This window comes from Anoxybacillus eryuanensis, assembly GCF_051200995.1.
Classification (GTDB): Bacteria; Bacillota; Bacilli; order Bacillales; family Anoxybacillaceae; genus Anoxybacillus; species Anoxybacillus tengchongensis.
Genome location: NZ_JBPODS010000001.1, coordinates 131423 through 155711 on the forward strand (window position 1 = coordinate 131423; position 24289 = coordinate 155711).

28 protein-coding genes are annotated in these 24289 nt (G+C 42.6%); 6 read left to right on the forward strand and 22 right to left on the reverse strand.

Annotated elements, in window-relative coordinates; translation table 11 throughout:
- Positions 1–13 precede the first annotated feature (13 nt).
- Entirely contained in the window at positions 14–1483 is a 1470-nt protein-coding gene (locus HNQ84_RS00705; RefSeq protein ID WP_435620800.1) for an aminotransferase class I/II-fold pyridoxal phosphate-dependent enzyme, read from the forward strand.
- 106 nt (positions 1484–1589) lie between these two features.
- Here the strand turns inward: HNQ84_RS00705 and HNQ84_RS00710 are convergent, their stop codons facing one another.
- Together HNQ84_RS00710 and HNQ84_RS00715 are read right to left on the reverse strand one after the other, a co-directional pair.
- Entirely contained in the window at positions 1590–1703 is a 114-nt protein-coding gene (locus HNQ84_RS00710) for a GapA-binding peptide SR1P (RefSeq protein WP_019417972.1), read from the reverse strand.
- Between the two features lie 132 nt (positions 1704–1835).
- Positions 1836–2129, reverse strand: a complete 294-nt coding sequence (locus HNQ84_RS00715; protein WP_435620801.1) for a DUF3055 domain-containing protein — start codon at positions 2127–2129, stop codon at positions 1836–1838.
- A gap of 127 nt (positions 2130–2256) precedes the next feature.
- On the opposite strand from HNQ84_RS00715, the gene HNQ84_RS00720 reads away from it, so the two are divergent.
- Positions 2257–2637: a DUF1885 family protein gene (locus HNQ84_RS00720; RefSeq protein ID WP_435620802.1), complete on the forward strand. Its 381-nt coding sequence runs from the start codon at positions 2257–2259 to the stop codon at positions 2635–2637.
- On the opposite strand, the gene HNQ84_RS00725 is transcribed toward HNQ84_RS00720, so the two are convergent.
- The 5 genes from HNQ84_RS00725 to pdhA all read right to left on the reverse strand — a co-directional run bounded on the left by HNQ84_RS00725 (position 2625) and on the right by pdhA (position 7783).
- A complete protein-coding gene (locus HNQ84_RS00725) occupies positions 2625–2861 on the reverse strand; it encodes a hypothetical protein (RefSeq protein ID WP_435620803.1) in 237 nt (78 codons plus the stop codon). The two genes, HNQ84_RS00720 and HNQ84_RS00725, sit on opposite strands and share 13 nt — an antisense overlap.
- A gap of 78 nt (positions 2862–2939) precedes the next feature.
- Positions 2940–4352 carry a dihydrolipoyl dehydrogenase gene (lpdA, locus tag HNQ84_RS00730; RefSeq protein WP_435620804.1) on the reverse strand — a complete coding sequence of 471 codons (1413 nt, stop codon included), beginning with the start codon at positions 4350–4352 and terminating at the stop codon, positions 2940–2942.
- A 4-nt stretch (positions 4353–4356) separates the two neighbouring features.
- Positions 4357–5646: a dihydrolipoamide acetyltransferase family protein gene (locus tag HNQ84_RS00735; RefSeq protein ID WP_435620805.1), complete on the reverse strand. Its 1290-nt coding sequence runs from the start codon at positions 5644–5646 to the stop codon at positions 4357–4359.
- A gap of 49 nt (positions 5647–5695) precedes the next feature.
- The gene (locus HNQ84_RS00740) at positions 5696–6673 is read right to left on the reverse strand and encodes an alpha-ketoacid dehydrogenase subunit beta (protein ID WP_004891307.1); all 978 of its coding nucleotides are present in this window, start codon (positions 6671–6673) and stop codon (positions 5696–5698) included.
- Positions 6674–6676: 3 nt separating this feature from the next.
- Complete coding sequence (gene pdhA, locus HNQ84_RS00745; protein WP_435620806.1) at positions 6677–7783, reverse strand: pyruvate dehydrogenase (acetyl-transferring) E1 component subunit alpha; 1107 nt, start codon at positions 7781–7783, stop codon at positions 6677–6679.
- 383 nt (positions 7784–8166) lie between these two features.
- Between pdhA and def the strand changes: the two genes are divergently transcribed.
- Entirely contained in the window at positions 8167–8721 is a 555-nt protein-coding gene (gene def, locus HNQ84_RS00750) for a peptide deformylase (protein WP_435620807.1), read from the forward strand.
- Between the two features lie 62 nt (positions 8722–8783).
- On the opposite strand, the gene HNQ84_RS00755 is transcribed toward def, so the two are convergent.
- The 3 genes from HNQ84_RS00755 to HNQ84_RS00765 all read right to left on the reverse strand — a co-directional run bounded on the left by HNQ84_RS00755 (position 8784) and on the right by HNQ84_RS00765 (position 11729).
- Positions 8784–9560, reverse strand: a complete 777-nt coding sequence (locus HNQ84_RS00755; protein WP_435620808.1) for a Cof-type HAD-IIB family hydrolase — start codon at positions 9558–9560, stop codon at positions 8784–8786.
- Between the two features lie 190 nt (positions 9561–9750).
- The gene (locus HNQ84_RS00760; RefSeq protein ID WP_246348854.1) at positions 9751–10641 is read right to left on the reverse strand and encodes a hypothetical protein; all 891 of its coding nucleotides are present in this window, start codon (positions 10639–10641) and stop codon (positions 9751–9753) included.
- Between the two features lie 38 nt (positions 10642–10679).
- On the reverse strand, positions 10680–11729 hold the full coding sequence (locus tag HNQ84_RS00765) for a hypothetical protein (protein WP_435620809.1): 1050 nt from the start codon (positions 11727–11729) through the stop codon (positions 10680–10682).
- 569 nt (positions 11730–12298) lie between these two features.
- On the opposite strand from HNQ84_RS00765, the gene HNQ84_RS00770 reads away from it, so the two are divergent.
- Together HNQ84_RS00770 and rnjA are read left to right on the forward strand one after the other, a co-directional pair.
- Positions 12299–12514: a DNA-dependent RNA polymerase subunit epsilon gene (locus HNQ84_RS00770; RefSeq protein ID WP_183247260.1), complete on the forward strand. Its 216-nt coding sequence runs from the start codon at positions 12299–12301 to the stop codon at positions 12512–12514.
- A complete protein-coding gene (gene rnjA, locus HNQ84_RS00775; RefSeq protein ID WP_435620810.1) occupies positions 12511–14178 on the forward strand; it encodes a ribonuclease J1 in 1668 nt (555 codons plus the stop codon). The genes HNQ84_RS00770 and rnjA overlap by 4 nt, the downstream gene beginning before the upstream one ends.
- Before the next feature lie 33 nt (positions 14179–14211).
- Here the strand turns inward: rnjA and HNQ84_RS00780 are convergent, their stop codons facing one another.
- From HNQ84_RS00780 to fadH, 9 genes are all read right to left on the reverse strand, one after another.
- Positions 14212–14877: a potassium channel family protein gene (locus tag HNQ84_RS00780; protein WP_435620811.1), complete on the reverse strand. Its 666-nt coding sequence runs from the start codon at positions 14875–14877 to the stop codon at positions 14212–14214.
- Positions 14874–15335, reverse strand: a complete 462-nt coding sequence (locus HNQ84_RS00785; RefSeq protein WP_032100560.1) for a TlpA family protein disulfide reductase — start codon at positions 15333–15335, stop codon at positions 14874–14876. The genes HNQ84_RS00780 and HNQ84_RS00785 overlap by 4 nt, the downstream gene beginning before the upstream one ends.
- The gene (locus HNQ84_RS00790) at positions 15332–16468 is read right to left on the reverse strand and encodes an N-acetyldiaminopimelate deacetylase (protein ID WP_435620812.1); all 1137 of its coding nucleotides are present in this window, start codon (positions 16466–16468) and stop codon (positions 15332–15334) included. Before HNQ84_RS00790 ends, HNQ84_RS00785 begins: the two co-directional genes overlap by 4 nt.
- Positions 16469–16510: 42 nt before the next feature.
- Positions 16511–17218: a 2,3,4,5-tetrahydropyridine-2,6-dicarboxylate N-acetyltransferase gene (dapD, locus tag HNQ84_RS00795; RefSeq protein ID WP_183239972.1), complete on the reverse strand. Its 708-nt coding sequence runs from the start codon at positions 17216–17218 to the stop codon at positions 16511–16513.
- A gap of 61 nt (positions 17219–17279) precedes the next feature.
- Positions 17280–17699, reverse strand: coding sequence for a cyclic-di-AMP-binding protein CbpB (gene cbpB / locus HNQ84_RS00800; RefSeq protein WP_435620813.1), 420 nt, complete (start codon positions 17697–17699; stop codon positions 17280–17282).
- Between the two features lie 106 nt (positions 17700–17805).
- The gene (locus tag HNQ84_RS00805; protein ID WP_003396622.1) at positions 17806–18045 is read right to left on the reverse strand and encodes a YkuJ family protein; all 240 of its coding nucleotides are present in this window, start codon (positions 18043–18045) and stop codon (positions 17806–17808) included.
- Positions 18046–18144: 99 nt separating this feature from the next.
- Positions 18145–18378 (reverse strand): hypothetical protein, encoded by a 234-nt coding sequence (locus tag HNQ84_RS00810; RefSeq protein WP_435620814.1) that lies wholly within the window; start codon positions 18376–18378, stop codon positions 18145–18147.
- Positions 18379–18420: 42 nt separating this feature from the next.
- On the reverse strand, positions 18421–19635 hold the full coding sequence (locus HNQ84_RS00815; RefSeq protein ID WP_435620815.1) for an EAL domain-containing protein: 1215 nt from the start codon (positions 19633–19635) through the stop codon (positions 18421–18423).
- Positions 19636–19732: 97 nt separating this feature from the next.
- Positions 19733–20488 carry a 2,4-dienoyl-CoA reductase gene (fadH, locus tag HNQ84_RS00820; RefSeq protein WP_055440245.1) on the reverse strand — a complete coding sequence of 252 codons (756 nt, stop codon included), beginning with the start codon at positions 20486–20488 and terminating at the stop codon, positions 19733–19735.
- 145 nt (positions 20489–20633) lie between these two features.
- Here fadH and HNQ84_RS00825 point away from each other — a divergent pair, with 145 nt between their 5' ends.
- Complete coding sequence (locus HNQ84_RS00825; RefSeq protein WP_435620816.1) at positions 20634–21482, forward strand: metallophosphoesterase; 849 nt, start codon at positions 20634–20636, stop codon at positions 21480–21482.
- Here the strand turns inward: HNQ84_RS00825 and HNQ84_RS00830 are convergent.
- Genes HNQ84_RS00830 through HNQ84_RS00840 form a run of 3 tightly spaced genes read right to left on the reverse strand, consistent with a single transcriptional unit; the run spans position 21477 to position 24289 of the window.
- Positions 21477–21809: a fluoride efflux transporter FluC gene (locus HNQ84_RS00830; protein WP_435620817.1), complete on the reverse strand. Its 333-nt coding sequence runs from the start codon at positions 21807–21809 to the stop codon at positions 21477–21479. The two genes, HNQ84_RS00825 and HNQ84_RS00830, sit on opposite strands and share 6 nt — an antisense overlap.
- Positions 21806–22192, reverse strand: coding sequence for a fluoride efflux transporter FluC (locus HNQ84_RS00835; protein ID WP_435620818.1), 387 nt, complete (start codon positions 22190–22192; stop codon positions 21806–21808). The genes HNQ84_RS00830 and HNQ84_RS00835 overlap by 4 nt, the downstream gene beginning before the upstream one ends.
- A 9-nt stretch (positions 22193–22201) precedes the next feature.
- Positions 22202–24289 (reverse strand): RNA degradosome polyphosphate kinase, encoded by a 2088-nt coding sequence (locus HNQ84_RS00840; protein WP_435620819.1) that lies wholly within the window; start codon positions 24287–24289, stop codon positions 22202–22204.

The following is a 24289-nucleotide window of genomic DNA, read 5'->3' on the forward strand; positions in this document are numbered from 1 at the left end:
GTGTACAGCGAAATTGTCACAGTATGAAACACCGTTATTTACCGGACTGTTAGAGCATATAAAGAAAAATCCGATTCAATTTCATATTCCTGGTCATAAAAAAGGAGCAGGCATGGACGAGCAGTTTCGCTCCTTTATTGGCGAAAATGCGTTAGCGATGGATTTAATTAATATCGGTCCGCTTGATGATTTACATCAGCCAAAAGGAATGATTAAACGCGCCCAGGAGTTAGCGGCGGAAGCGTTTGGGGCGGACTATACGTTTTTCTCCGTGCAAGGGACAAGCGGGGCGATTATGACGATGGTCATGTCTGTCGCAGGACCTGGCGATAAAATTATCGTTCCTCGCAACGTGCATAAATCGGTCATGTCTGCCATCGTCTTTTCGGGAGCGACACCGATTTTCGTTCATCCTGAAATTGATAAAGAACTTGGTATTTCCCACGGCATTACGCCAGAAGCGGTAGAATGTGCATTAAAGCAACATCCAGACACCAAAGGGGTGCTCGTCATTAACCCGACGTACTTTGGCATTGCTGGTGACTTAAAGCGCATCGTTGACATTGCCCACGCATACGGCGTTCCTGTTCTTGTCGATGAGGCGCACGGTGTGCACATTCACTTTCATGAAGATTTGCCGCTGTCGGCGATGCAAGCAGGTGCGGATATGGCTGCAACGAGCGTGCATAAACTCGGCGGTTCGATGACGCAAAGCTCGATTTTAAACGTGAAAAAAGGGCTTGTGTCACCGAAACGAGTGCAGGCGATTTTAAGCATGTTAACGACGACATCGACGTCTTACTTGTTGCTTGCTTCGCTCGATGTGGCGCGTAAACGGCTAGCGACGCAAGGGCATGAGCTTGCGGAACAAGCGATTCGCTTGGCGAATGAAACGCGCAAACAAATTAACGACATCGATTATTTATATTGTGTCGGCAAAGAAATTATCGGAACAGAAGCGACGTTTGACTACGATCCAACGAAGCTGATCATTTCCGTCAAAGAGCTCGGACTAACAGGCTATGAAGTCGAAAAATGGCTGCGCGAACGATACAATATTGAAGTCGAACTGTCTGATTTATATAACATTTTATGTATTATTACACCGGGAGATACTGAACGCGAAACGAACGTATTAGTCGATGCGCTTCGTCATTTATCAAACGAATTTCGTCATCAAGCGGAAGTCGGAAAAAAACCAGACGTGCTATTGCCAGACATCCCGATTCTTGCGCTTACACCGCGCGATGCGTTTTATGCGGAAACAGAAGTCGTGCCGTTTAACGAATCAGCCGGACGTATTATCGCTGAATTTGTCATGGTATATCCACCGGGCATCCCAATTTTCATTCCGGGTGAAATTATTACGGAAGAAAATTTAAACTACATTCGCAAAAATATAGAAGTCGGTTTACCTGTCCAAGGTCCAGAAGACGATACGTTACAAACGTTGCGCGTCATTAAAGAACATCATAAACGATAAAGGCGGAGTGCAGCGCTCCGCCTTTTAAAAAAAGAGACTAGCGAAAACCAGTCTCTTTTCTCTATATCATTCTCCTCATCCCCCAAAGTTTGTTCCGCTCTATATGTTATTCTTCGTCTTCACAATCGCAACCGCTACATTGACCGTACAATACCGTTACTTTTTCATCTTCAAAATGATCGATTGTCGCATTGCATGTTTGGCATACAATTGTACCCATCCCCGATAACCCCTTTTCCTTTGGAATGTTTGAAACCGTTTTACTGATTCCATAATAATATGTCACATTTATTTTGTCAATATGAATTAGTATGACATATTTAAACAAAAAAAGAGACGTATTTCACGCCTCTTACTCATATTGTTCAGCATAATGTGTCGTCGGTAAAATGTCTGAGAAAAATTCCGCTAAATCTTCAGCTTGTTCTTTCGTTTCGATGCGGAACGTTCGTTGTAAATAGTCGTGGTCTTCGATGTCTTTCGGATCGAGGAGAGCGGAGCGGCCTGTTTGCATACAGATGACAAGCGGTTTACCAAAAAACATATTCGTATAAACGATGCCAAAATCGTAACGGACGTCTTTTGTCGTAAAGCCAACAAACCTCACTTTTACTTTTTCATGCTCATCATACAATTTTTCAAACATCTCATTCCCTCCTTTTGATAGATTAAACTTTATTATACCTCATCGTTTATATTTTCGCAATTATTTGTTTTTTTACATATGTACGTGATACAATGAAAGTGATTTCAACATATATGAGGTGAACGAAATGGCTTATACAGCGATTATTGAACTTGTCCCTGCATCCACATGGGAGACGGTCACATTAGAACAATGTAAACAATTGCTTGAACAATTTCGGGACATCGCGCGAAAAACGGGCGAACAGCTCGCTTGGGACTATGCGGAATCTGCTTTCCCGTATGACATCGTGACAAAAGAAGATCGCATCGTTTTAGTTGGAAAAGATGCACGTTATCATATGATTGAATGTCGCATTCATGAGCGTGCGGTGGAGTTTGCTTTACCGAAACGAGCGACGCACGGCGATAAAGGAAAAGCGAACGAACTATGCAAATTTTTCGCTAAACGAATGGCAGGGAAACTGCATTTATTTAACGGGCGAGTGATGTATTATTACAAACGATAAGCCCAAAAAAGCTGACGACAAACGAAATAGACGGCAATCGTTAATAAGGTTGTCCAACATGCTTGTCTTTTCGTTAAACGAAACCGAAGCGCAAGCAAAAAAGCAACGTACATAAACATCATAAACAGCAACGCTTTAAAAATAAAATGATCGTGGGCAGATCTCCATTCAACGAGTGAAAATAAGCTCCAAATAAGTAATTGAAGTAAAAAGACGATATACATGTTCACACACCCCTTACAAACATCATATGATGGCAAGGGAAAAATAATGAGAAAGAGGACGGCTAAGCCATCCTCTTTTTATTTGTTAATAATATGAATTGGGCTACCAAGTGCCACTTCTGCAGCTTCCATTGTAATTTCACCGAGCGTTGGATGCGCGTGAATCGTCATAGCAATATCTTCTGCTGTCATGCCTGCTTCGATGGCTAAGCCAAGTTCCGCAATCATATCTGATGCGTTTGGACCGACGATTTGCGCACCGATAATGACGCCATCGTCTTTCGTTAAGACGAGTTTTAAGAAGCCGTCTGCTTCGTTTAATGCAAGGGCACGGCCGTTTGCGCCAAACGGGAACTTCGCTGTAATGACGTCGATGCCTTCTTCGATCGCTTGTTTTTCAAAGTAACCGACAGATGCGCATTCAGGGTCAGAGAAGACGACAGCTGGAATCGCCAAGTAATCAATTTCAGACGGATGACCAGCGATCGCTTCTGCAGCAATTTTTCCTTCGTATGACGCTTTATGTGCAAGCGGTGGACCCGCAACGATGTCACCGATCGCGTAAATGTTCGGCACGCTTGTGCGGCATTGTTTGTCGATTTCAATTAAGCCGCGTTCAGTCATTTTCACGCCGAGTTGTTCCAGTCCCATTTCTTCTGTGTTCGGACGACGACCGACTGTGACAAGCACGTATTCAGCATCAATTGTTTTCGTTTCGCCGTTCACTTCAAATGTGACTGTTACGCCGTCTTCACGCTCTTCGACACCTTTGGCGAGGGCGTTTGTAAAGACGTCAACACCTTTTTTCTTTAAGCGACGACGAACGACGGCGCTCATTTGTTTTTCGAAGCCAGATAAAATTTCATCTGCACCTTCTAAAATTGTAATTTTCGTTCCGAAGTTTGCATATGCTGTCCCTAACTCTGTACCGATGTAACCGCCGCCGATGACGACCATTGATTTTGGAATTTCAGGCAAGTTTAATGCGCCTGTCGAGTCAAGGACGCGCTTTGAAAATTTAAACGTTGGCAACTCGATTGGGCGAGAACCTGTTGCGATAATCGCGTTTTTAAATTTGTACGTTTGCGCGCTATTTTCTGTCATGACGCGAACGGTATTTTCATCAACGAAATACGCTTCTCCGCGCACGATTTCTACTTTATTTCCTTTTAATAAGCCTTCCACGCCGCTCGTTAATTTTTTGACGACGCCTGCTTTCCATTCTTGCACTTTGGAAAAGTCAACTTTTACGTTTTCTGCAAAAATTCCCATATCTTGCGAATGTGTCGCAATTTCGTAACGATGACCGGCAGAGATGAGCGCTTTTGATGGAATACATCCAACGTTTAAGCACACACCGCCAAGGTTTCCTTTTTCAACGATCGTTACTTTTTGACCGAGTTGCGCCGCGCGAATTGCTGCGACGTAACCGCCAGGACCTGCACCGACGACGAGAGTTTCTGTTTCAATTGCGAAATCGCCTACTACCATCGCATTACGCCTCCATTAATAATAATTCAGGATCGTTTAATAAACGTTTGATATGATTTAACGCATTTTGTGCTGTCGCACCGTCGATCATGCGGTGGTCGAAGCTTAATGATAACGCTAATACTGGAGCGATGACAATTTCACCATCGCGCACAATCGGCTTTTCTGAAATGCGACCGATACCTAAAATCGCAACTTCTGGATGGTTAATGACTGGTGTAAACCATTGACCGCCTGCAGAACCGATGTTTGTAATTGTGCATGTCGCACCTTTCATTTCGTTTGGCATTAATTTGCCTTCACGTGCTTTCGTCGCAAGCTCGTTAATTTCTTTCGCGATCGCAAAAATCGATTTGCGGTCCGCATGTTTAACAACCGGAACGAGCAAGCCTTTATCCGTATCCGCTGCGATTCCGATGTTGTAGTAATGTTTATGAATAATTTCTTCTGTCGCATCGTCAATCGACGTATTGAGCGCTGGATATTCGCGAAGCGCAGACGTTAACGCTTTAACGACATATGGTAAGAACGTTAACTTAATGCCTTTTTGCGCTGCCACGTCTTTAAATTTCTTACGATGCGCAACAAGTTTTGTCACATCGACTTCGTCCATTAATGTGACGTGTGGGGCGGTATGTTTTGAGTTCACCATCGCTTTGGCGATCGCACGGCGAATGCCGCTCATTTTTTCGCGTGTTTCTGGGAACTCGCCTTCAACAACAACTGGTTGTGGAGCTGGTGCTGCTTTTTGTTCTTGTGCTGGCGCAACGACTTCTACTGCTTGTTTTGGCGCTTCTGTTTGTGGCGCTGCACCGCCTGCTAAGTATGCATCGATATCTTGTTTTAACACGCGGCCGTTTTTGCCTGTTCCTTGCACGAGGCGAATGTCGACACCTTTTTCACGCGCATATTTGCGCACAGATGGCATCGCGATCACACGTTTTTTCGGCTGTGCTTGTGCTGTCTCTTGTTTTCCTTCTTCTTTCTTTTCTTCTACCTTTTCTTCTACTTTTGGCTCGTCGCCATGATCGCCTTTAAATTTTAAGTTTTCGTATCCTGGCGCATCAAATTTAATTAACGTTTGGCCAACCGTTGCGACTGTGCCTTCGCTCACTAAAATTTCTAATACTTTTCCTTTCACTGGAGATGGAATTTCTACTACTGCTTTATCGTTTTGCACTTCACAAAGTACATCATCTTCGTTGACTTCATCGCCCGGTTTGACGAACCATTTGACAATTTCACCTTCGTGAATCCCTTCACCGATGTCCGGTAATTTAAATTCAAATGACATTGTACCTCAACCTCCTGTTTCTTAAATGTGGAGGGGCGTGTCCCCTCCATTAAAACGTCATGACTTTTTTCACTGTTTCGATGACATCTTTAAAGTTCGGTAACCATACCGGCTCTGCTTGTGAGAACGGATATACTGTATCTGGTGCCGCGACGCGCAATACTGGCGCTTCAAGGCTAAGAATCGCACGTTCATTAATTTCTGCAACAACGTTTGCGGCAATACCTGCTTGTTTTTGTGCTTCTTGTACAACAACCGCACGACCTGTTTTTTCAACTGATGCGATAATCGTTTCAATGTCTAACGGTTGAACTGTACGCAAGTCGATGACTTCAACAGAAATGCCTTCTTTTTCAAGTTCTGCTGCTGCTTTTAATGATTCGTGTACCATGGCACCGTATGTGATGACAGATACGTCTGTTCCTTCGCGCTTAATGTCCGCCTTGCCGATTGGAATTGTATATTCGCCTTCTGGCACTTCTTGACGGAACGAACGGTACAATTTCATATGCTCTAAGAAAATGACCGGGTCGTTGTCGCGAATTGCTGAAATTAATAAACCTTTCGCATCGTACGGTGTCGATGGGATGACAACTTTTAATCCTGGTTGTTGCGCAACAAGCCCTTCTAAGCTATCGGCATGCAATTCTGGCGTATGTACGCCGCCACCGAATGGCGAACGAACGGTAATTGGCGCATGGAAACGGCCGCCAGAACGATAGCGCATGCGCGCCATTTGGCCAGAAATCGAGTCCATCACTTCATATACGAATCCGAAAAACTGAATTTCAGGCACAGGGCGGAATCCTTGTAATGCTAAACCGATCGCTAAACCGCCAATTCCTGATTCTGCAAGCGGTGTGTCAAATACGCGGTCTTCGCCAAACTCTGCTTGCAATCCTTCTGTCGCGCGGAATACCCCGCCGTTTACACCGACGTCTTCACCAAACACAAGAACGTTCGGGTCTTTGCGCATTTCTACGCGCAACGCATCCGTGATTGCTTGAATCATTGTCATTTGCGCCATTGCTTATTTCGACTCCTTTTCTTTGTAGATTTCGTATTGTTCTTTTAAGAACGCTGGCATTTCTTCGTACATGATCGACATTAAGTCGGTTACTTTTTGTTTTGGTGTTTCGTCCGCTTTCTTAATCGCTTCTTTAATATCTTCTTTCGCTTGTTCGATGACGCGATTTTCTTCTTCTTCGCTCCATAATCCTTTGTTTTCTAAAAACTTACGGAAGCGAACGAGCGGATCTTTTTTCTCCCATTCGTTTTCAAGTTCTTTAGAGCGATAACGTGTTGGGTCGTCTCCTGCCATCGTATGTGGACCGTAACGGAAGCAAAGCGTTTCGATTAGCGTTGGGCCTTCGCCGTTAATTGCGCGCTCGCGAGCGTCACGAACTGCTACATATACTGCAAGCGGGTCCATTCCGTCGACTTGAATGCCCGGAATACCTGCGGCAACTGCTTTTTGTGCGATTGTTTTTGCTGCCGATTGCTTTTCGACTGGTGTTGAAATCGCAAAGCGGTTGTTTTGAACGATAAAGATCGCTGGTGCTTTAAATGCGCCTGCGAAGTTAATTCCTTCGTAGAAGTCTCCTTGCGATGCACCGCCGTCACCTGTATATGTAACTGCAACTGCTTTTTTGCCACGTTTTTTCATGCCAAGCGCAACGCCGGCTGTTTGAATAATTTGGGCACCGATAATAATTTGTGGTGGCAACACGTTTACATCTTCAGGAATTTGGTTGCCATGGAAATGACCACGTGAAAATAAAAATGCTTGGTAAAGTGGTAAACCATGCCAAATCATTTGTGGAACATCACGATAGCCCGGTAAAATGAAATCTTCTTTTTCTAACGCAAAATGGCTCGCTAATTGGCTCGCTTCTTGTCCTGCCGTTGGCGCATAGAAGCCGAGACGTCCTTGACGGTTTAACGAAATGCAACGTTGGTCAAGCACGCGCGTATATACCATACGGCGCATGAGCTCTTTTAATTGCTCATCTGTTAAATTCGGCATCGCCGCTTCGTTTACGACTTCGCCTTCTTCATTTAAAATTTGAAATGTCGGGAACTGCTCAGCGACTTTTTCAAGTTGCTTTTTCACATCAAATAGGGGCTTTTTACCCATGTTGTTCACCTCATCCTTTCTTCTTCCAAACGTAAAATCATGCACCTTTTAGTTTGCCCAAAAACGCTTTCTTTTCACCATATTTTGTGTATGGAAAGCTGTATTAATGAAAAAAGTGAATAAGATTAATACAACTGTTTTTTTACAACTTTAAGTTTACACCGTTCGACAACGCTCGTCAATGAGTTTGCTTATGACCTTCTATATAAAAATGAAATTTAGAAAATTTTAACTGTGTTATGAACCTGTTATACTTATTTTTCTTAATCTGTATTATTTCTGTTTTACAATGTGAATATGTATGTTTGTAAGCGGATTGCACTTTTGCGTATGATGTCCCATAATAAAACGTAGTCTACTTTGTGGATAAGGAGTGAAACGACGTGATTACGATGAAAGATATTATTAAAGATGGGCATCCGACGTTACGAAAAGTAGCGGAAGAAGTACCCCTTCCGCCTTCTGAAGAAGATCGCCGCATTTTAGCGAGCTTGTTGGAATATGTAAAAATGAGCCAAGATCCAGAGCTAGCGAAAACGTACGGGCTTCGTCCGGGCATCGGCTTAGCTGCACCGCAAATTAACGTTTCAAAGCGCATGATTGCGGTGCATGTGACGGACGAAAAAGGAACATTACATAGCTATGCGCTATTTAATCCAAAAATCGTCAGTCATTCCGTTGAAATGTGCTATTTAACGAGCGGAGAAGGTTGTTTGTCTGTGGATGAAGCGATTCCTGGTTACGTGCCGCGCTATATGCGCATTACCGTCACCGGGACGACACTTGAAGGCGAAACGGTGAAGCTACGTTTAAAAGGATTGCCTGCCATCGTATTTCAACATGAAATTGACCATTTAAACGGCATTATGTTTTATGACCATATTAATAAACAACATCCGTACGACGTGCCAGCTGGCGCTATTCCGATTGAACGATAATAAGAAAAGCGGAAAGCGCCCTAATTTTGCCTGATAAAAAGGGCTGCCATGACGGAGCCCTTTTATTTTAACAAGCCAAGATGACGTAATCCGAATAAAATGCCATCTTCATCGACCGGCTTTGTAATAAAATCAGCCACTTTTTTTGCTTCTTCATGCCCATTTCCCATCGCGACGCCTGTGCCGACAAAACGTAACATTTCCGTATCGTTTAATCCATCGCCAAACGCGTAAACGTTTTCGCGAGCAATCCCGAGCTGTTCGATCATTTTTTTTATGCCTTCTGCTTTCGATCCGCCATACGGCAATACATCGGTTGAAACGGCATGCCAACGAACGAAGTGAAACGTCGGAAACGATGTAATATACGGCTGTTCTTCTTCCGGCTTACAAAACAAAAGCGCTTGATAAATGTCGTTTCGTTCGTCATACGTTTCATCGTGCGGTGGATGGGTAAATTTTAAACTTCCCATGCTCTCGTGAATGTACGGATGATCCGCAACACTTGCGCGCATCGTATCCGCGTCCATAAAAATAAGCGGATGGTCGTGATCGTGCGCCATTTGCTTTAATGAACGGAGCTGTTCGCGATCAAGCGGTTGATTGTAAATCACTTCCCCTTCAAAAACGACATATTGTCCGTTAAAGCTAACAAACGATTGAATGTCGAGTTCTTTTCGCAACCATTCAAACATAAACGGCGCTCTCCCGGTTGCAATCGCTACATATACTCCTTGTTTTTTTAACGCTTGCACCGCCTCATATGTCGATGGTGGCAACTGTTTATCATCGTCTAGTAACGTTCCGTCAATATCAAAAAAGACGATTTTTCTCTCCATGTTTCTCGCTCCTCGTGTAAAAGTTCACAAACCTACCGTAACGAAATTACGCAATATTGTCAATGAAATGGTTAGCAATCTCTTCACCACCAGTTCAACTCATTTTCAAAAATGAGTGAATTCATTATGCAAAATTAAAAGGAGCGCTTGTTTAAAAGCGCTCCCTTTAAACTTTACTTCATTCTACTCGTCACTTTTGGATTGCAATTCGGGTAATCGGAGACTTGAACATCATCGTATCATCATTCACGCCCGCATCAAGAATATCTTGAAAAGAAAAGGAGTTGTCTTCATTAGCATGTATATAAAACCCCTCAACATCAATATATTTATGCGTACGATCTGAGGGTACGATTTCGGCATACAAATAGCCAAAATGCCGATTATTTTCCTTGTTCAAAGAATTTTTTATGACATAGCCACTAACAGAAGATTGATAAGGCTTATTGTAATGTTTTGTGCTGATGTGAGACTCCTCTCGATATGTCTTGTAAACGCTGTGAAGCTTTTGATAATCTACGACCGCATTTTCCGTTGTCAAAACTCCGTAAAAATCCACCTTCTTTTCTTGTGGATTTGTAAGCCATCTATATGACAAAACGACAGCATATCGAGACTCTTTTCGATTGAGCAAAGAAATAGACATCGTTAATTCCATCACTTTCTTTTTTTGAATCGTGTAAATTGTCGATGCTGTGCATAACATCTGTTTATAGAGATCACATTGAATGATTTGATTCTTTGTCTGCTTTTTGAAAATGTCTCTCAACGTTTGCTCATTTAGGTGATTCCATTTATCTATTGAAATTTTATTGCTGAAGAAGCGCAACTCCTCACTACCCATGTGTTTCATTTCTTCTTTCGTCAACCCGAGCAAAAATAAATTCACAATATCTTTGTTTTTAAACTGTGAGTTAATTGTATTATTCACTTTTTCCGGCTCTCTAATGAGACTTTCGATCTCTTCTTTATTAAAACCTTGTCTTTTTTCATCCAAATGCTGACCCTGTGAATACATCCCCTGATGATCACAACCAGCTAGCATTGTACACAACAACAAATAACTAAGGATTCGTTTCAACAGAAAGCCACCCTTCACTATATCTTTACAACATCGTTTTATCTCGTAAAAGAAACTGCAGCATTTGGTATTTGTACGTAACTAGTTGTTCCCGAAACAGAAATTGACGCTCCTAGCGGCATCGACACACTAAATGAAGAACTCCATCCCGTTTTCATATGAGTATAATTAGCATATGCAGAAGAATTCGCTCCAGAACTCCACTCAAATTCGGCATACGTATATCCTGAATCATCTTGTGCACGTATCCACTTTCCATTATACTGCCAAAATTCTTGATGATCAGAAGAATTTCTATCCAATTTGTGAACATATCCTGTCGAAAATTTATATGTCGCACCATTAAAATGAGAGGTTCTTCCTGCTACGTAACCATAATTGTCATAGTACTTCGTCGTCCAACTTCCAAATATTGATTTATAATCTACAGTCAATGCCTCCTTATGTCCAGTTCCGAATAAATCAACGTGTCGCTCATTCGAATCGTTTACCCAATCAAAATCAGATACAATTGCATATTTTGACGAATGGGTAACCGCAACAGTAAGTTTCAGCATAGACGATGAGTTTGATCCTTGGCAAGTATTGTCTGGATCACATAAAGAGGCTGTCACTAATTGTGGATTATTTTTTATTTTGTTATAATACTCATCCCGCTGTTTTTTGTTTTTCTCAAACTCATATTTCGTTATAGGAGTGAGTTCCCCATTATTTCCATCAATTTTAAAGTACGAAACATTTACATCTATCAATTCAGGTTGCTCCATATTCTTAAAATGATCCCAGTCATTTAGCGTGAAATGCTCAATTCTCTCCTTAGTAAACCCAAAGTGAGCTAAAAATAAGATATCCTTCTTTCTTAGTTTCAAATTTCTTGTGCCTTCATTTTGAAAATTTATATCTGCTACATCGACCTTGTTCGCTTTTAGATCTTTAACATCTTCTTTAGAAAAACCAAGCAACTCTAACATTTCATTTACATCCTTAACCTTTTTATCATCGGTGATGATGGTAGCGGAAGTCGAGGATCCTGTAGATAAAATGTAGAACATCACCAAAACAAACAAACTAAGCAAAACTTTTCTCATTAAATCTCCCCCACTACAATTTATTTAACCTTCAAATAATTATATAAGAATTTTCTTAATTATAAAAAAAAAAAAAAACGTCAACATGCTGAGTGGCAAAAACTTTTTGCTATGCTGACGTGCTTTTTCACTCATCAAAAAGCGTTTCACGTTAATAATACATGATTATTTAAGAAAACATCTTGTCCACCATGCATACGGTAGTGAATAGGTTAGAACCATGTATATTTTCCCATGCAAAATTTGTCGATCATCTTCTTATAATAAATAATAAGAGAACACATTTACTTTCCGACAAAATCGGATACAATAAAAGTGAGGAGTGATGCGTCATGTTGAAAAAGTTGAAACGCAAGCTGCTCAAACAATGGAAAGAACTTTTGCGCAGAAAATCCATTGCATAGTTGTACGAGCCCTTCGATCGAAGGGCTTCTTTTCAATTTTGTTTCCTATTCCCCACTTTTTATATATAATAAGAAAAGCGGAAAGCGTCCGGAGCTACACATCGCTTTACTTTTTAAAAGGGAACATAATAAAAAAGCAATATGACACATAAGGAGAGATGAACGTTGATTTTCAAAGTGTTTTACCAAGATACGATCGATGAAGTGCCGGTAAGGGAAAAAACGAAGACGCTCTATATTGAAGCGGAAAGCGAGCGAGATGTGCGCCGAAAATTACAAGACCGTCATATCAATATTGAATACATTCAGCCACTTGAAGGTGCGCATTTAGCGTACGAGCAACAAAACCCTGATTTTCACGTATTGGAGATTGAACAATGAACATGTTAAAAAATAAACAAGTTGGTGTTTTCGCTCTCGGCGGTCTAGGCGAAATCGGAAAAAATACATATGGCGTACAGTATGAGGATGAAATCATCGTCATTGATGCCGGCATTAAGTTTCCGGAAGATGAATTGCTCGGAATTGATTACGTCATTCCTGATTATAGCTATTTAGTAAAAAATGCAGAAAACATTAAAGGACTATTTATTACACACGGACATGAAGACCATATTGGCGGTATCCCGTATTTGCTTCGCCAAGTGAACGTACCAATTTATGGCGGAAAGCTAGCACTCGGACTCATTCGCAATAAGCTAGAAGAGCACGGATTGCTTCGTCAAACGAAACTGATTGAAATTAAAGAAGATGATGTCATTTCGTTCGGAAAAACAGCGGTCACCTTTTTCCGCACAACCCATAGCATTCCGGATAGCTACGGGATCGTTGTTAAAACGCCAGTCGGTCAAATTGTGCATACGGGCGATTTTAAATTCGACTTTACGCCTGTTGGCGAGCCAGCGAATTTAACGAAAATGGCCGAAATCGGAAAAGAAGGCGTTCTTTGTTTATTGTCGGATAGTACAAATAGCGAAATTCCACATTTTACAATGTCAGAACGACGCGTCGGCGAAAGCATTCATGACATTTTCCGAAAAGTGCAAGGGCGCATTATTTTCGCAACGTTCGCTTCCAACATTCACCGCTTACAACAAGTCACAGAAGCGGCCGTATTAAACAATCGAAAAATTGCGGTATTCGGACGAAGCATGGAAGCAGCCATTGAAATTGGTCAACAACTCGGCTACATTAAGTGTCCGAAAGATACGTTCGTTGATGCCGCGCAAATTAATCGCCTTCCTGCTCATCGCGTCACGATTCTTTGCACCGGAAGCCAAGGGGAGCCGATGGCAGCGTTATCGCGCATCGCTAACGGGTCTCATCGCCAAATTCAAATTATGCCGGGCGATACAGTCGTCTTTTCATCTTCACCAATTCCGGGCAATACAGTAAGCGTCAACCGCATCATTAACATGTTGGCGCGCGCAGGAGCGGAAGTCATTCACGGACCGCTTAGCGACATTCATACGTCTGGTCACGGCGGACAAGAAGAACAAAAGTTGATGATTCGCTTAATGAAACCGAAATATTTTATGCCGATTCACGGGGAATATCGCATGCAAAAAATGCATGTGAAACTTGCGGTTGATTGCGGTGTGCCAGAAGAAAATTGCTTTATTATGGACAACGGCGAGGTGCTTGGCATTAGTGAAGAAGGAGCAAGCATTGTCGGCAAAATTCCGTCTGGCTCGGTGTATATTGACGGAAGCGGCATTGGCGATATCGGCAACATCGTTTTGCGCGACCGCCGCATTTTGTCAGAAGAAGGATTAGTCATTGTCGTTGTGAGCATTAATATGAAAGAAATGAAAATTGCTGCGGGTCCAGACATTATTTCACGCGGATTCGTCTACATGCGTGAATCAGGCAATTTAATTAGCGATGCGCAACAACTAATCGCCAAACATTTACAACAGCTGCTTGAACAAGGAACAAATCAATGGTCGGACATTAAAACGGAAATTACTGATACACTCGCACCGTTTTTATACGAAAAAACGAAGCGAAAACCGATGATTTTACCGATTATTATGGAAGTATAAACAAGAAGGTGCCCGTTTGGACACCTTCTTTTCTTATTCCCCAACAACTTCGTTTTCAAAGCGGTCAATATCGTGATCCGCACCGATGACAATTAAAATGTCGCCTTCGTAAATCATTTCTGATGCGAGCGGTGAAACGATAATGTCGTTGTTTCGTTTAATCGCGACAATGTTAATCCCATATTTCGCGCGAATGTCTAATTCGAGAAGCGAATGGCCATGAAGTTGTTCGTTCGCGACAATTTCAACGATGCTATGGCGATCAGATAGTTCTAAATAGTCGAGTACGTTGTTTGAAATCATATTGTTAGCAATTCGTTCACCCATATCTCGTTCTGGGTGAACAATATGATCTGCTCCAATTTTTTTCAATACTTTTTCGTGATAATCGTTCGTTGCTTTCACTGTAATTTTTTCAACGCCAAGCTCTTTTAAAATTAACGTTGTTAAAATGCTCGCTTGGATGTTGTCACCGATGGCGACGATGACGTGGTCAAAGTTGCGAATGCCTAAGCTTTTTAGAACGTTCTCATCGGTTGAATCAGCAACGACCGCTTGCGAGGCAATGGACGCGTATTCGTTCACTTTATCTTCGTTCATATCAATCGCAAGCACTTCCATGCCTTGTTCGCTTAACGTACGACATACGCTCCCGCCAAATCGTCCGAGGCCGATGACAGCAAACTCCTTCTTTTTCATCCGATATCCCCTCTTGTTCGATTTTCTTCAAGCACACGCAAAAGCCGTTTTTCTAGCATATTGACACCGCCACTACCTGCTTGGTAATGACGAAGTTTACCGTCCGCATCAAATATATAATACGTTGGCACACAGCGATTATCAAACGCCTCTTTTAACCGATGATCGTTGTCAATGAAAATTGGATGGGTCATGCCGTATTGTTCAGCTAGCTGTTTGACGACTTCTACGTTTTCATCGCCATCGCGCCGCGGCATATGAATGGAAATGACGTGCAATTCATCTTGATAGCGATCACGAAAAGCATTGACTTGTTTCATTCCATCTTTACAAAGATGGCAACTCACCGCCCAAAAATGAACGAGCGTCGGTTTCCCGATGAGCTGTTCGCGAGTGACGTGTCCATTCAATACGATCGTTGCTCCGTCTAATGATGGCATTTGTTCTCGTAATTTCATCGTTCTTCTTCCTTTTCATGATGATTTCCTTTCCAAGTGACGTAACGGGTGAGTAGTTGGATGGCGACATCGATGGCTTGTTCGTTCGGATTTAATTGCGCATGGTGCAAACCGAACGGCGACTGTACACCGAGCCAAAACATAAAGCCCGGAATGCGCGCAAGCATGTAGCCGAAATCTTCACCTGTCATCGCCTCTTGACAACGAACGAGGCGGACATCTGTTTCTTTTTCAACAAATTGCATAAATTCGTTCGTTAATGTCTCGTCGTTGTACACTTGATAATACATCGAACCATAATCGATATGCGCCTCGCATTCGTAAGCCTCTTCTATGCCGCGCACGATTGCTTCGATGCGCCCTTTCACTTTTTCCATCGCTTCAGGTGAAAGCGTACGAATCGTTCCTTCAAGACGCGCGCGTTGTGCAATAACATTTTGTACCGTGCCGCTTGTCAGTTTGCCAACTGTAATAACAGCGCTATCAAGCGGATTGACGTTGCGCGAGACGATCGTTTGCAGTTGCATAATTAAGGCGCTTGCCGCAACAACCATATCTTTCGTTTCGTGCGGAAATGCGGCATGCCCACCTTTGCCGATTAAATCAATAAACAGCTCGGACGTATTCGCAAACAACAACCCTTCTTTTGTCGCAATCGTTCCGACCGGATATTGCGGAGCGATATGCAAAGCGAGAATCATATCGGGCATCCATTGTTTCATTTCATCGCTTTCAAGCATCGGAAGCGCTCCACCCGGCCCTTCTTCTGCTGGTTGAAAAATAAAAAGCATGTCGTCACGAATCGGATGATGGACAACGTGAGTGAGCACACCGAGGGCAATCGCCATATGCATATCGTGCCCACAAGCGTGCATGCGTCCTTCATGTGTTGAACGAAACGGGACGTCTGTTTGTTCGTCAATCGGCAATCCGTCCATATCGGCGCGATAACCGATCGTTTTCGTTGGCGCTGTGCCGAGGACACGAACGAAAATGCCTGTTCTCCACGTTTTGATTTGCATTCGTTCTTGCGGAAGCGTTGCAATATAATTCAATATGTATTGTTGTGTTTTAAACTCTTGAAAGCCGAGTTCGGGAATTTGATGCAAATCGCGACGAATGTTTACAAACATTTCGATCCTCCTTTTGAAAAAAGCGTGGAATCGATCCACGCTTTATAGTTGGCGAAGTTCTTGCTTAATTTCTACTTTTGCTTTCGTTTTTTCATCGATTTGTTTAATCACGCGCGCTGGCACACCTGCGACAACCGTATATGGCGGCACATCTTCTGTGACAATTGCCCCAGCGGCAACGACCGCGCCTTTTCCAACCGTTACACCTTCTAAAATGACCGCGTTTGCTCCGATCATGACGTCATCTTCGACGATGACCGGTTTCGCTGATGGTGGCTCAATGACACCGGCAAGAACTGCTCCTGCACCGACGTGGCAGTTTTTCCCTACTGTCGCACGTCCACCGAGCACAGCGTTCATATCAATCATCGTACCTTCACCAACAACGGCACCGATGTTAATGACGGCACCCATCATAATGACCGCGTTGTCGCCAATTTGTACTTGATCGCGAATGATCGCTCCCGGCTCGATGCGCGCTTTTATATGTTTTAAATCAAGAAGCGGGATGGCTGAATTGCGACGATCGTTTTCGACGACGTAATCTTCAATTTTATGTTTATTTGCTTCAATAGCTGCTTCAATGTCCGCCCATTCGCCAAATACGACGCCTGTATGACCGGTAATAAACGTTTTCGCGCTCGGACCGAAGTCGATGTCGGCGATATCTCCTTTTATGTATACTTTCACAGGGGTTTTCTTTTTACTGTTTTGAATAAATGAAATAATTTCATTCGCATCCATCATCATCGTGAGTTCCTCCTTATCGCTTTATTTTTTACTTTAACAAATGAAACAAGCAGTGACAAGCTTATTGTCGCTTTTCGTACATCGAGCGGTTAAACCGTTTTAATATTTCGCGACGGGTAATAATTCCCACAAAGTAGCCAGCATCGTTTTCAACGCAAACGAACGGATGATCAATGAGCAACTTCAACGCTTTTAAAAATGAATCGTTCACATGTAAGCGCGGAATGTTGCGCTGCATCACTTGTTCAACTTTCATCGTCTCTAGTCGTTCAAATTCGATGCGCTCAATACCTAAAATCGCATCCATAATCATCGTCATACTAATGAGCCCTTGTAGTTTATACGTCATATCTAACACAGGGACAGCCGAATATCCTGTGCGCGTTAGTACTAACAATGCGTGTTCTAAATGATTCCCCACTTGTACGTGCGCCACTTTATCGGACGGAATCATCAAGTCAATGAGCGGTGGTTGTTGCATCGTCATTCCGCCTTTCCCAATATAATCCCCATTTGTCATTGTACCATGTTCATTTCGATAAGGAAAAGCGAGAAGTAAAATAAAAAGCCTTCACACATGTGAAGACTTAATTCAACAAATCAAAAATTTCGATGGCGATCATATCAATGTTGTCAAATTGATACGATTTCGGCTTTTCTCCTTTTTCGTACACTTCTAATACGAACGTGTTTGTTTTTTCGTAATATGTGACGCTACATTTTTTTTCACCGTTCACTTCAAAATTGCGTTGCGGCGCTTCGTTCGTTCCTGTTTTTTGTTCTTGTAAGCTAATTAAGCGTTGAATAATGCCTAATAATTGCGACATGACGTTCATTCCTTTCCGATACGTATTTCAACGACTATTCACTACTGTACCAAGAATCGCGGAAAAAGTAAACAAAAACGAAAGCCCACAAAAGCGGGCTTACATTTGAAGCGCGACGTATGCAACATAACCGAGTAAAAGGGCAACAAACACGATGTATGCAATAAAAACTGGATTGCGCACATACGGATGAGCAGCCACCTTTTCGCCAACGCTCGTATCGTATTCGCCTTGCGTTTTTTGCCGCTTACCAACTTGATACGTATATATAAGCCCTCCGACTAATACCCCGCTTGCGATTAGCAAAAGCATCCATGAAAATGTATCCATCATCACTCACCTCATATTTACTTTTCCACCGCAGGCGACGTTTTATTACAGATGGGCATTATGTTCAAATAAATACTCATACGTTAAATCAATAAATAAATAATGATGCTCGTCAATCGGATACGAATACGTACGAATCGTTTCTCCTGTTTCAATGTCGCTATATAAATCAGATAAAATGCCACGCTTGCGTGAGCGCATGCGAATGATATTTTCGAGAAAATACGGTCGCCAGCTCCAGTTTTTCATTTCATATTGTGGCTGTAATTCCCACATATCCCCTTTTTTAAACATGTTCGCCGACTGTTGAAAACCGTCTTCATCGCATACGTAAATGCGAAAACTACAATCGCTTAACTGTTTCGCCAAGGCGGAAATGAGCTCATTAAACGATGATACTTTTTTATGTTTAGCAACAAGATCTGATACGCGCGCTTGAAATTGTTCGGAAATATCGTATAACGTTTGCAGTTTCTTTTTCTCGTGTTGAATAAACGTATGAAATTGATCGCGCAATCGATCTTTTAATAAATCGTTCGGAAGAAATGATGGCGAAGGTTCGTGCAAATAATAACCTTGATAATACCTTCCGCCGTTTCGCCACGCATATTGTAGCTGAAAGGCGTTTTCGATATCTTCATACAAAAGTGTCGCACCAATTTTGCGTGCTAAAAGCGAAATGGAATATAGTACATCGTCGTATGATACGATTGTCGCTGACGTGCGCAACGAATACAAGTCAATTTTCAACAAATCGGGTGCTAACAAACGAATGCGATCTAAATTGCTACTTTCTTTTCCGATGTTATCGACCGCAATTTGAATGCCGTATGTACGCAAATATGTGAGCACGTGCCCGAGTTGTTGAATGTCGCCTTTAAAATGATGTTCCGTAATTTCAAGAACGACTTGATTGAGCGACAACCCTTTTTCCTTGTATTGAAAAAGCAGTTGTAAAAATGATTCACCGCGGTCAATCATTAACACATTGGCATCGCGGTTAATAAAAATAAGTGACGCGGGCTGTTCATTTACGAACTGTTCGAGCGCTTTCGTCGTCACCGCATAATCGACTTCCATGCGAAATTCTTCTGGAATCGTTTCGTCGTGGAAAAATGGGCCGAGGCTGATGACTTCATTGCCATGTTGAAAGCGACCAAGCACTTCATAACCAACAATGCATTGCTCATCGGCGCTAAAAATCGGTTGATAATACGGAACGACTTGATCGATATGTGTTAAAATGTCTAGCGCATCCAAAACGACGCCTCCTCCCCCGTTTTTTCACTCATTATATCATAAGAAATGCGCATCATCGTACCATCAAATAAAAAAAGCGACGTCAAAAAACGTCGCATTAAAACGGATGTTGATTGAGCCATTGCCCGCCGTCAACGGTAATGCATTCGCCGTTAATATAGGCAGCGGCATCGGAAAGTAAAAATGAGGCGACACCAGCGATTTCTTCTGGCGTTCCGAAGCGTCCGAGCGGTACGCTATCTTTCACGCGCTTTTCCATTTCTTCTGATAAAATGAGCTTTTCTGCCCCGCCTGTTCGCTCAATGGGGCCTGGGGCGATAGCGTTTACGCGAAAACCGTATTTTTTTCCCCATTCAACCGCTAACGTGCGCGTCATCGTTAATACGCCCGCTTTGGCGCACGCAGAATGAATGACGCCCGCTCCCGCTCCCCATGCGTATGTAGCGACAATGTTAATGATTGACCCTTTTTGCCCTTTTTCAATCCAATAGTTTCCGACTTCTCGACTACAATAAAACGTGCCGTTTAAGACGATGTCAATGACGCTATTCCATCCGTTAATGGATAGTTTTTCCGCTGGACAAATAAAATTGCCGGCAGCGTTGTTAATTAACGCATCAATTTTCCCGAAACGTTCATCCGTTTCTTTCACCATCGCAGCGACTAATTCTGGCTTGCGCACGTCCATAACGATCGGCAACACGCTCCCGCCAATTTCGTTCGCTGCTTCTTCAAGCGCTTCTTTTCGTCTTCCTGTAATGACGACATGCGCCCCTTGTTCCGCGAATTGTTTCGCCATATATTTCCCCATACCGCTTGAACCGCCTGTCACAATAATGACTTTTCCGTTCATTTTCTCATCCCCTTTATGAATGGTTATTCATTCATTTTTATTGTACTATATATTTAGAAAATTTTTAACATTGTTTTTACTGTTTTTATCAACTTTTTTCTTTTATAATGAGTGAAGAACATTTTACGTATAAGGTTTGAAGCGAATGAAACGACGAGATTTTTTGGAAACGTTTTTTTCTTTGTTCGTCAAAGGGGCATTGCTTTCAACGGCAGGATATATGTATGCGAAATATATTGAACCGCGACGGCTGACGGTGCGTCATTACGATGTCGTGCATCCGCTCATTCCAAAAAGCTTTGACGGGTGTCGACTGCTCCAATTTAGCGATGTGCATATCGGATATCATTATACGGTTCGTCATTTTCAACAAGTCGTCGAACGAATGAATGACTTGAAGCCACATCTTATTTGTTTTACAGGCGATTTGCTTGATGAGCCGAACAAATATGCACATGTCGATGCGATTACATCGCTGCTCTCCCAACTTCACGCTCCACTAGGGAAATTTTGTATTTATGGCAATCACGATCATGGCGGATACGGCACAGACATATATAAACGAATGATGCACACGAGTGGATTTCGTTTACTTGTAAACGAATGGGTATCTGTCAAACGAGGTAGCGAACAAATTGTCATTGCTGGGTTGGATGATTTTATGCTCGGTAAGCCCAATTTCGCAAAAACGGTGCAACAGTTGCCAAAAGAAACGTATACGATCGCTTTAATTCATGAACCTGATCTTGTGACGCAAGCAAGCGTCTATCCGTTTCATCTTCAGCTTTCTGGTCATAGCCACGGTGGACAAATTCAATTGCCATGGATCGGTCCGGTCGTCACCCCTCCGTTAGCGAAACGATACGTGGAAGGATTTTACGACGTCGAGCAGCTTACATTATATGTTAATCGCGGTCTTGGTACGACGCGCATGCCATTTCGCTTTTTAACGCCGCCAGAACTCACGTTATTTACGTTAAAAGCCGGGTTATAACATAAACCCGGCTTGGAACAACAATATGCTCCCAACGATTGACGCACCGATATAAATTAGCGCCTCTTTATGTTGTTTATGCAATACAAGTTGAAGTGCTTCCACGCTAAATGTTGAAAACGTCGTAAACGCCCCGAAAAACCCGACTGTCACCCCAATCGATTGAACACCGGACGAAAGAGCGAAACCGAGCCCGAATGAACCGAGCCAGTTGATGAGCAAAATGGATAGCGGAACAGGTGACTGTTTTGTCCAACGTAGTAGCCATATGCCAAGCTTGTACCGACACCACGCACCGAATGCCCCACCAAGTGCTACATACATCATGACAGTCCACCTACTTGTTTTCCGCCTGCTCGTTCACCGACATATACGCCCGCATAACAACAAAGCAAACCGCCAATAAAAGATATAAGTACATATCCGTTCGCTAATGCAGCATGTGTATGCCATAACATCACCGTTTCTTTACTAAACGTCGACATCGTCGTCAATCCGCCGCAAAATCCCGTACCGATCGCAAGTCGCAACCATTCAGCTATTTTCCGTTTTCCGACATAAGACGTCAGCGCACCGAGCAAAAATGAACCGATATAATTAACAAGCAACGTTCCCCACGGAAATGTGAGAAACGGAAAGATAAGCGCCACACCGTATCGACATAACGCTCCTAACGCTCCGCCTATGGCGACTGCTCCGCTTTCTTTCATCATATCACCTCATTCTTCATCATCTGCAACATCGTAAGCCATTTGAAACAATATCATTTGGCTGTCGATTTCTTCTTCTCCATCTTTTCGTTTCACATAATGATATTCCCCATGTTCATCTTGTTCACGCGCTTTGACGTTATCAGAAAGCAAAATGTGTAGCACCTCAATGAGTCGCTCTTTTAATTCTTGACGGAAAATCGGGAACAAAATTTCAATGCGCCGATCCATATTGCGCGTCATCCAGTCGGCAGACGATAAAAAGACGCGCGCTTGTCCGTGATGGTGAAAATAATAGACACGACTATGTTCTAAAAAGCGCCCGACGATGCTGCGAACGCGAATATTTTCACTTACTCCTTCAATTTGTGGACGTAAACAACAAATGCCGCGCACAATTAAATCAATTTGTACCCCCGCTTGCGACGCTTCATATAGCTTCATGATGAGCTGTTTATCTGTCAGCGAGTTCATTTTCGCGATAATGCGACCGTCACCGTATTGTTTATGGTAACGAATTTCTTCATCAATGAGTTGTAAAAATTGTTGCCGTAAATCAAACGGGGCGACGGATAAATGATGAAACGGTGGCTTTTCCATATAACCGCTTAAATAATTGAAGAAATTTGTCGCATCTTCTCCAAATTGCTCGTTTGCTGTAATAAAGCCGAAGTCCGTATACACTTTCGCAGTCGCATCGTTATAGTTGCCTGTTCCTAAATGAACGAACCGTTCAATTTTTCCTTGTTTTTGCCGAACAATTAACGTAATTTTACTATGCGTTTTTAAATGCGTCATGCCATAAATGACGTGGCAACCTGCTTTTTCAAGCTCTTTCGCCCATTGGACGTTATTTTCTTCGTCAAACCGCGCTTTTAATTCAACGAGAACGGTCACTTGTTTCCCGTTTTCCGCCGCACGCTTTAACGCTTCAATAATCGGTGAATCACCACTCACACGATATAGCGTCTGTTTAATGGCTAACACATCCGGGTCATCTGCCGCATCAGAAATGAAATCGATGACAGGTTCAAACGACTCATACGGATGATGAAATAATAAATCGTGCTCTTTCGCTTTTTCAAATATGTCTTCGTCATCATCTAAATCCTTTGGCGGTTGTGGAATGAGCGTTTCAAAAATTAAATGTTCTTTGTATCGCGCCACTTCATGATAAAACGAAAATAAAAACGTTAAATCAATGGGTCCGTCAATTTTGTACACATCTTTTTCATGAATTTCTAGCTCATCTAATAAATAGTCGAGCACCCATTCGTCAAATCCTTTTTTGCTCATTTCTAGTCGAATCGCAGCGCCCCATTTTCGCTTTTTTAACTCTTTTTCAATTTCTTTTAATAAATCGCGTGCCCCTTCTTCATGAATCGTTAAATCTGCGTTGCGTGTAATGCGAAATTGTGTGACGGATGAAACGGTGTATCCTTTAAATAACGTATAAATAAATGTCGTAATGACATCTTCTAATAGCGCATAAGCGTGCGTGTCGCTATGTGTAGGCAAAGGAATGAAACGACGTAACACAGCAGGCACTTGTACAATCGCTAATTTTTTTCGATCGTCATCATCTTCTTCATCATCTTCAAGGACGATTGCTAAATTTAAGCTTTTGTTTAACAACATCGGAAACGGACGATACGCATCAACAGCCATCGGCGTTAACACAGGAAAAATATTTTTCATAAAATACGTTTGCAAGTATGTTCGTTGCTCATCGCTCCATTCGTTTGGCGCAAGCAAATATACCCCTTCCTCATGCAACATCGGCAATAACGTTCGGTTGTACATGTCGTACTGCAACCGAACGAGCTCATGCGTTTTTTTCGCAATTTTTTTCAACTGTTCTTTCGGCGTTAGTCCTGCTTTATTTTCTGGCTTATTAAAACCAGCCTTCACTTGATCTTTTAAGCCAGCGACGCGCACCATGAAAAACTCATCTAAATTCGAGCTGAAAATCGCTAAAAATTTCAATCGTTCTAATAACGGATTGCGTTCGTCCATCGCCTCCTGCAAGACGCGCTCGTTGAACGCTAGCCAACTTAATTCGCGGTTGTTGTAATAACGCGGATGACTAAAATCCAT

Excerpts from the sequence above, each read along its gene's own strand:
- HNQ84_RS00720 (WP_435620802.1), top strand. The coding sequence starts at position 2,257 with ATGGCTTATACAGCGATTATTGAACTTGTCCCTGCATCCACATGGGAG.
- HNQ84_RS00830 (WP_435620817.1), bottom strand. The coding sequence starts at position 21,809 with ATGATGTATGTAGCACTTGGTGGGGCATTCGGTGCGTGGTGTCGGTAC.
- HNQ84_RS00740 (WP_004891307.1), bottom strand. The coding sequence starts at position 6,673 with ATGGCGCAAATGACAATGATTCAAGCAATCACGGATGCGTTGCGCGTA.
- HNQ84_RS00805 (WP_003396622.1), bottom strand. The coding sequence starts at position 18,045 with ATGTCGCAATTATTAGGCATTATTCAACGCTTAATTAGCTTACAAGAA.
- HNQ84_RS00840 (WP_435620819.1), bottom strand. The coding sequence starts at position 24,289 with ATGGATTTTAGTCATCCGCGTTATTACAACAACCGCGAATTAAGTTGG.
- HNQ84_RS00735 (WP_435620805.1), bottom strand. The coding sequence starts at position 5,646 with ATGTCATTTGAATTTAAATTACCGGACATCGGTGAAGGGATTCACGAA.
- HNQ84_RS00810 (WP_435620814.1), bottom strand. The coding sequence starts at position 18,378 with ATGATGGATACATTTTCATGGATGCTTTTGCTAATCGCAAGCGGGGTA.
- pdhA (WP_435620806.1), bottom strand. The coding sequence starts at position 7,783 with ATGGGTAAAAAGCCCCTATTTGATGTGAAAAAGCAACTTGAAAAAGTC.
- lpdA (WP_435620804.1), bottom strand. The coding sequence starts at position 4,352 with ATGGTAGTAGGCGATTTCGCAATTGAAACAGAAACTCTCGTCGTCGGT.
- HNQ84_RS00765 (WP_435620809.1), bottom strand. The coding sequence starts at position 11,729 with ATGAGAAAAGTTTTGCTTAGTTTGTTTGTTTTGGTGATGTTCTACATT.
- fadH (WP_055440245.1), bottom strand. The coding sequence starts at position 20,488 with ATGAACGGAAAAGTCATTATTGTGACAGGCGGTTCAAGCGGTATGGGG.
- HNQ84_RS00755 (WP_435620808.1), bottom strand. The coding sequence starts at position 9,560 with ATGGAGAGAAAAATCGTCTTTTTTGATATTGACGGAACGTTACTAGAC.
- HNQ84_RS00780 (WP_435620811.1), bottom strand. The coding sequence starts at position 14,877 with ATGAAAAAGAAGGAGTTTGCTGTCATCGGCCTCGGACGATTTGGCGGG.
- HNQ84_RS00725 (WP_435620803.1), bottom strand. The coding sequence starts at position 2,861 with ATGTATATCGTCTTTTTACTTCAATTACTTATTTGGAGCTTATTTTCA.
- HNQ84_RS00825 (WP_435620816.1), top strand. The coding sequence starts at position 20,634 with ATGAAACGACGAGATTTTTTGGAAACGTTTTTTTCTTTGTTCGTCAAA.
- dapD (WP_183239972.1), bottom strand. The coding sequence starts at position 17,218 with ATGATGATGGATGCGAATGAAATTATTTCATTTATTCAAAACAGTAAA.
- HNQ84_RS00790 (WP_435620812.1), bottom strand. The coding sequence starts at position 16,468 with ATGTTTGTAAACATTCGTCGCGATTTGCATCAAATTCCCGAACTCGGC.
- HNQ84_RS00715 (WP_435620801.1), bottom strand. The coding sequence starts at position 2,129 with ATGTTTGAAAAATTGTATGATGAGCATGAAAAAGTAAAAGTGAGGTTT.
- HNQ84_RS00710 (WP_019417972.1), bottom strand. The coding sequence starts at position 1,703 with ATGGGTACAATTGTATGCCAAACATGCAATGCGACAATCGATCATTTT.
- cbpB (WP_435620813.1), bottom strand. The coding sequence starts at position 17,699 with ATGCAACAACCACCGCTCATTGACTTGATGATTCCGTCCGATAAAGTG.
- HNQ84_RS00835 (WP_435620818.1), bottom strand. The coding sequence starts at position 22,192 with ATGAAAGAAAGCGGAGCAGTCGCCATAGGCGGAGCGTTAGGAGCGTTA.
- HNQ84_RS00785 (WP_032100560.1), bottom strand. The coding sequence starts at position 15,335 with ATGAAATTACGAGAACAAATGCCATCATTAGACGGAGCAACGATCGTA.
- rnjA (WP_435620810.1), top strand. The coding sequence starts at position 12,511 with ATGAACATGTTAAAAAATAAACAAGTTGGTGTTTTCGCTCTCGGCGGT.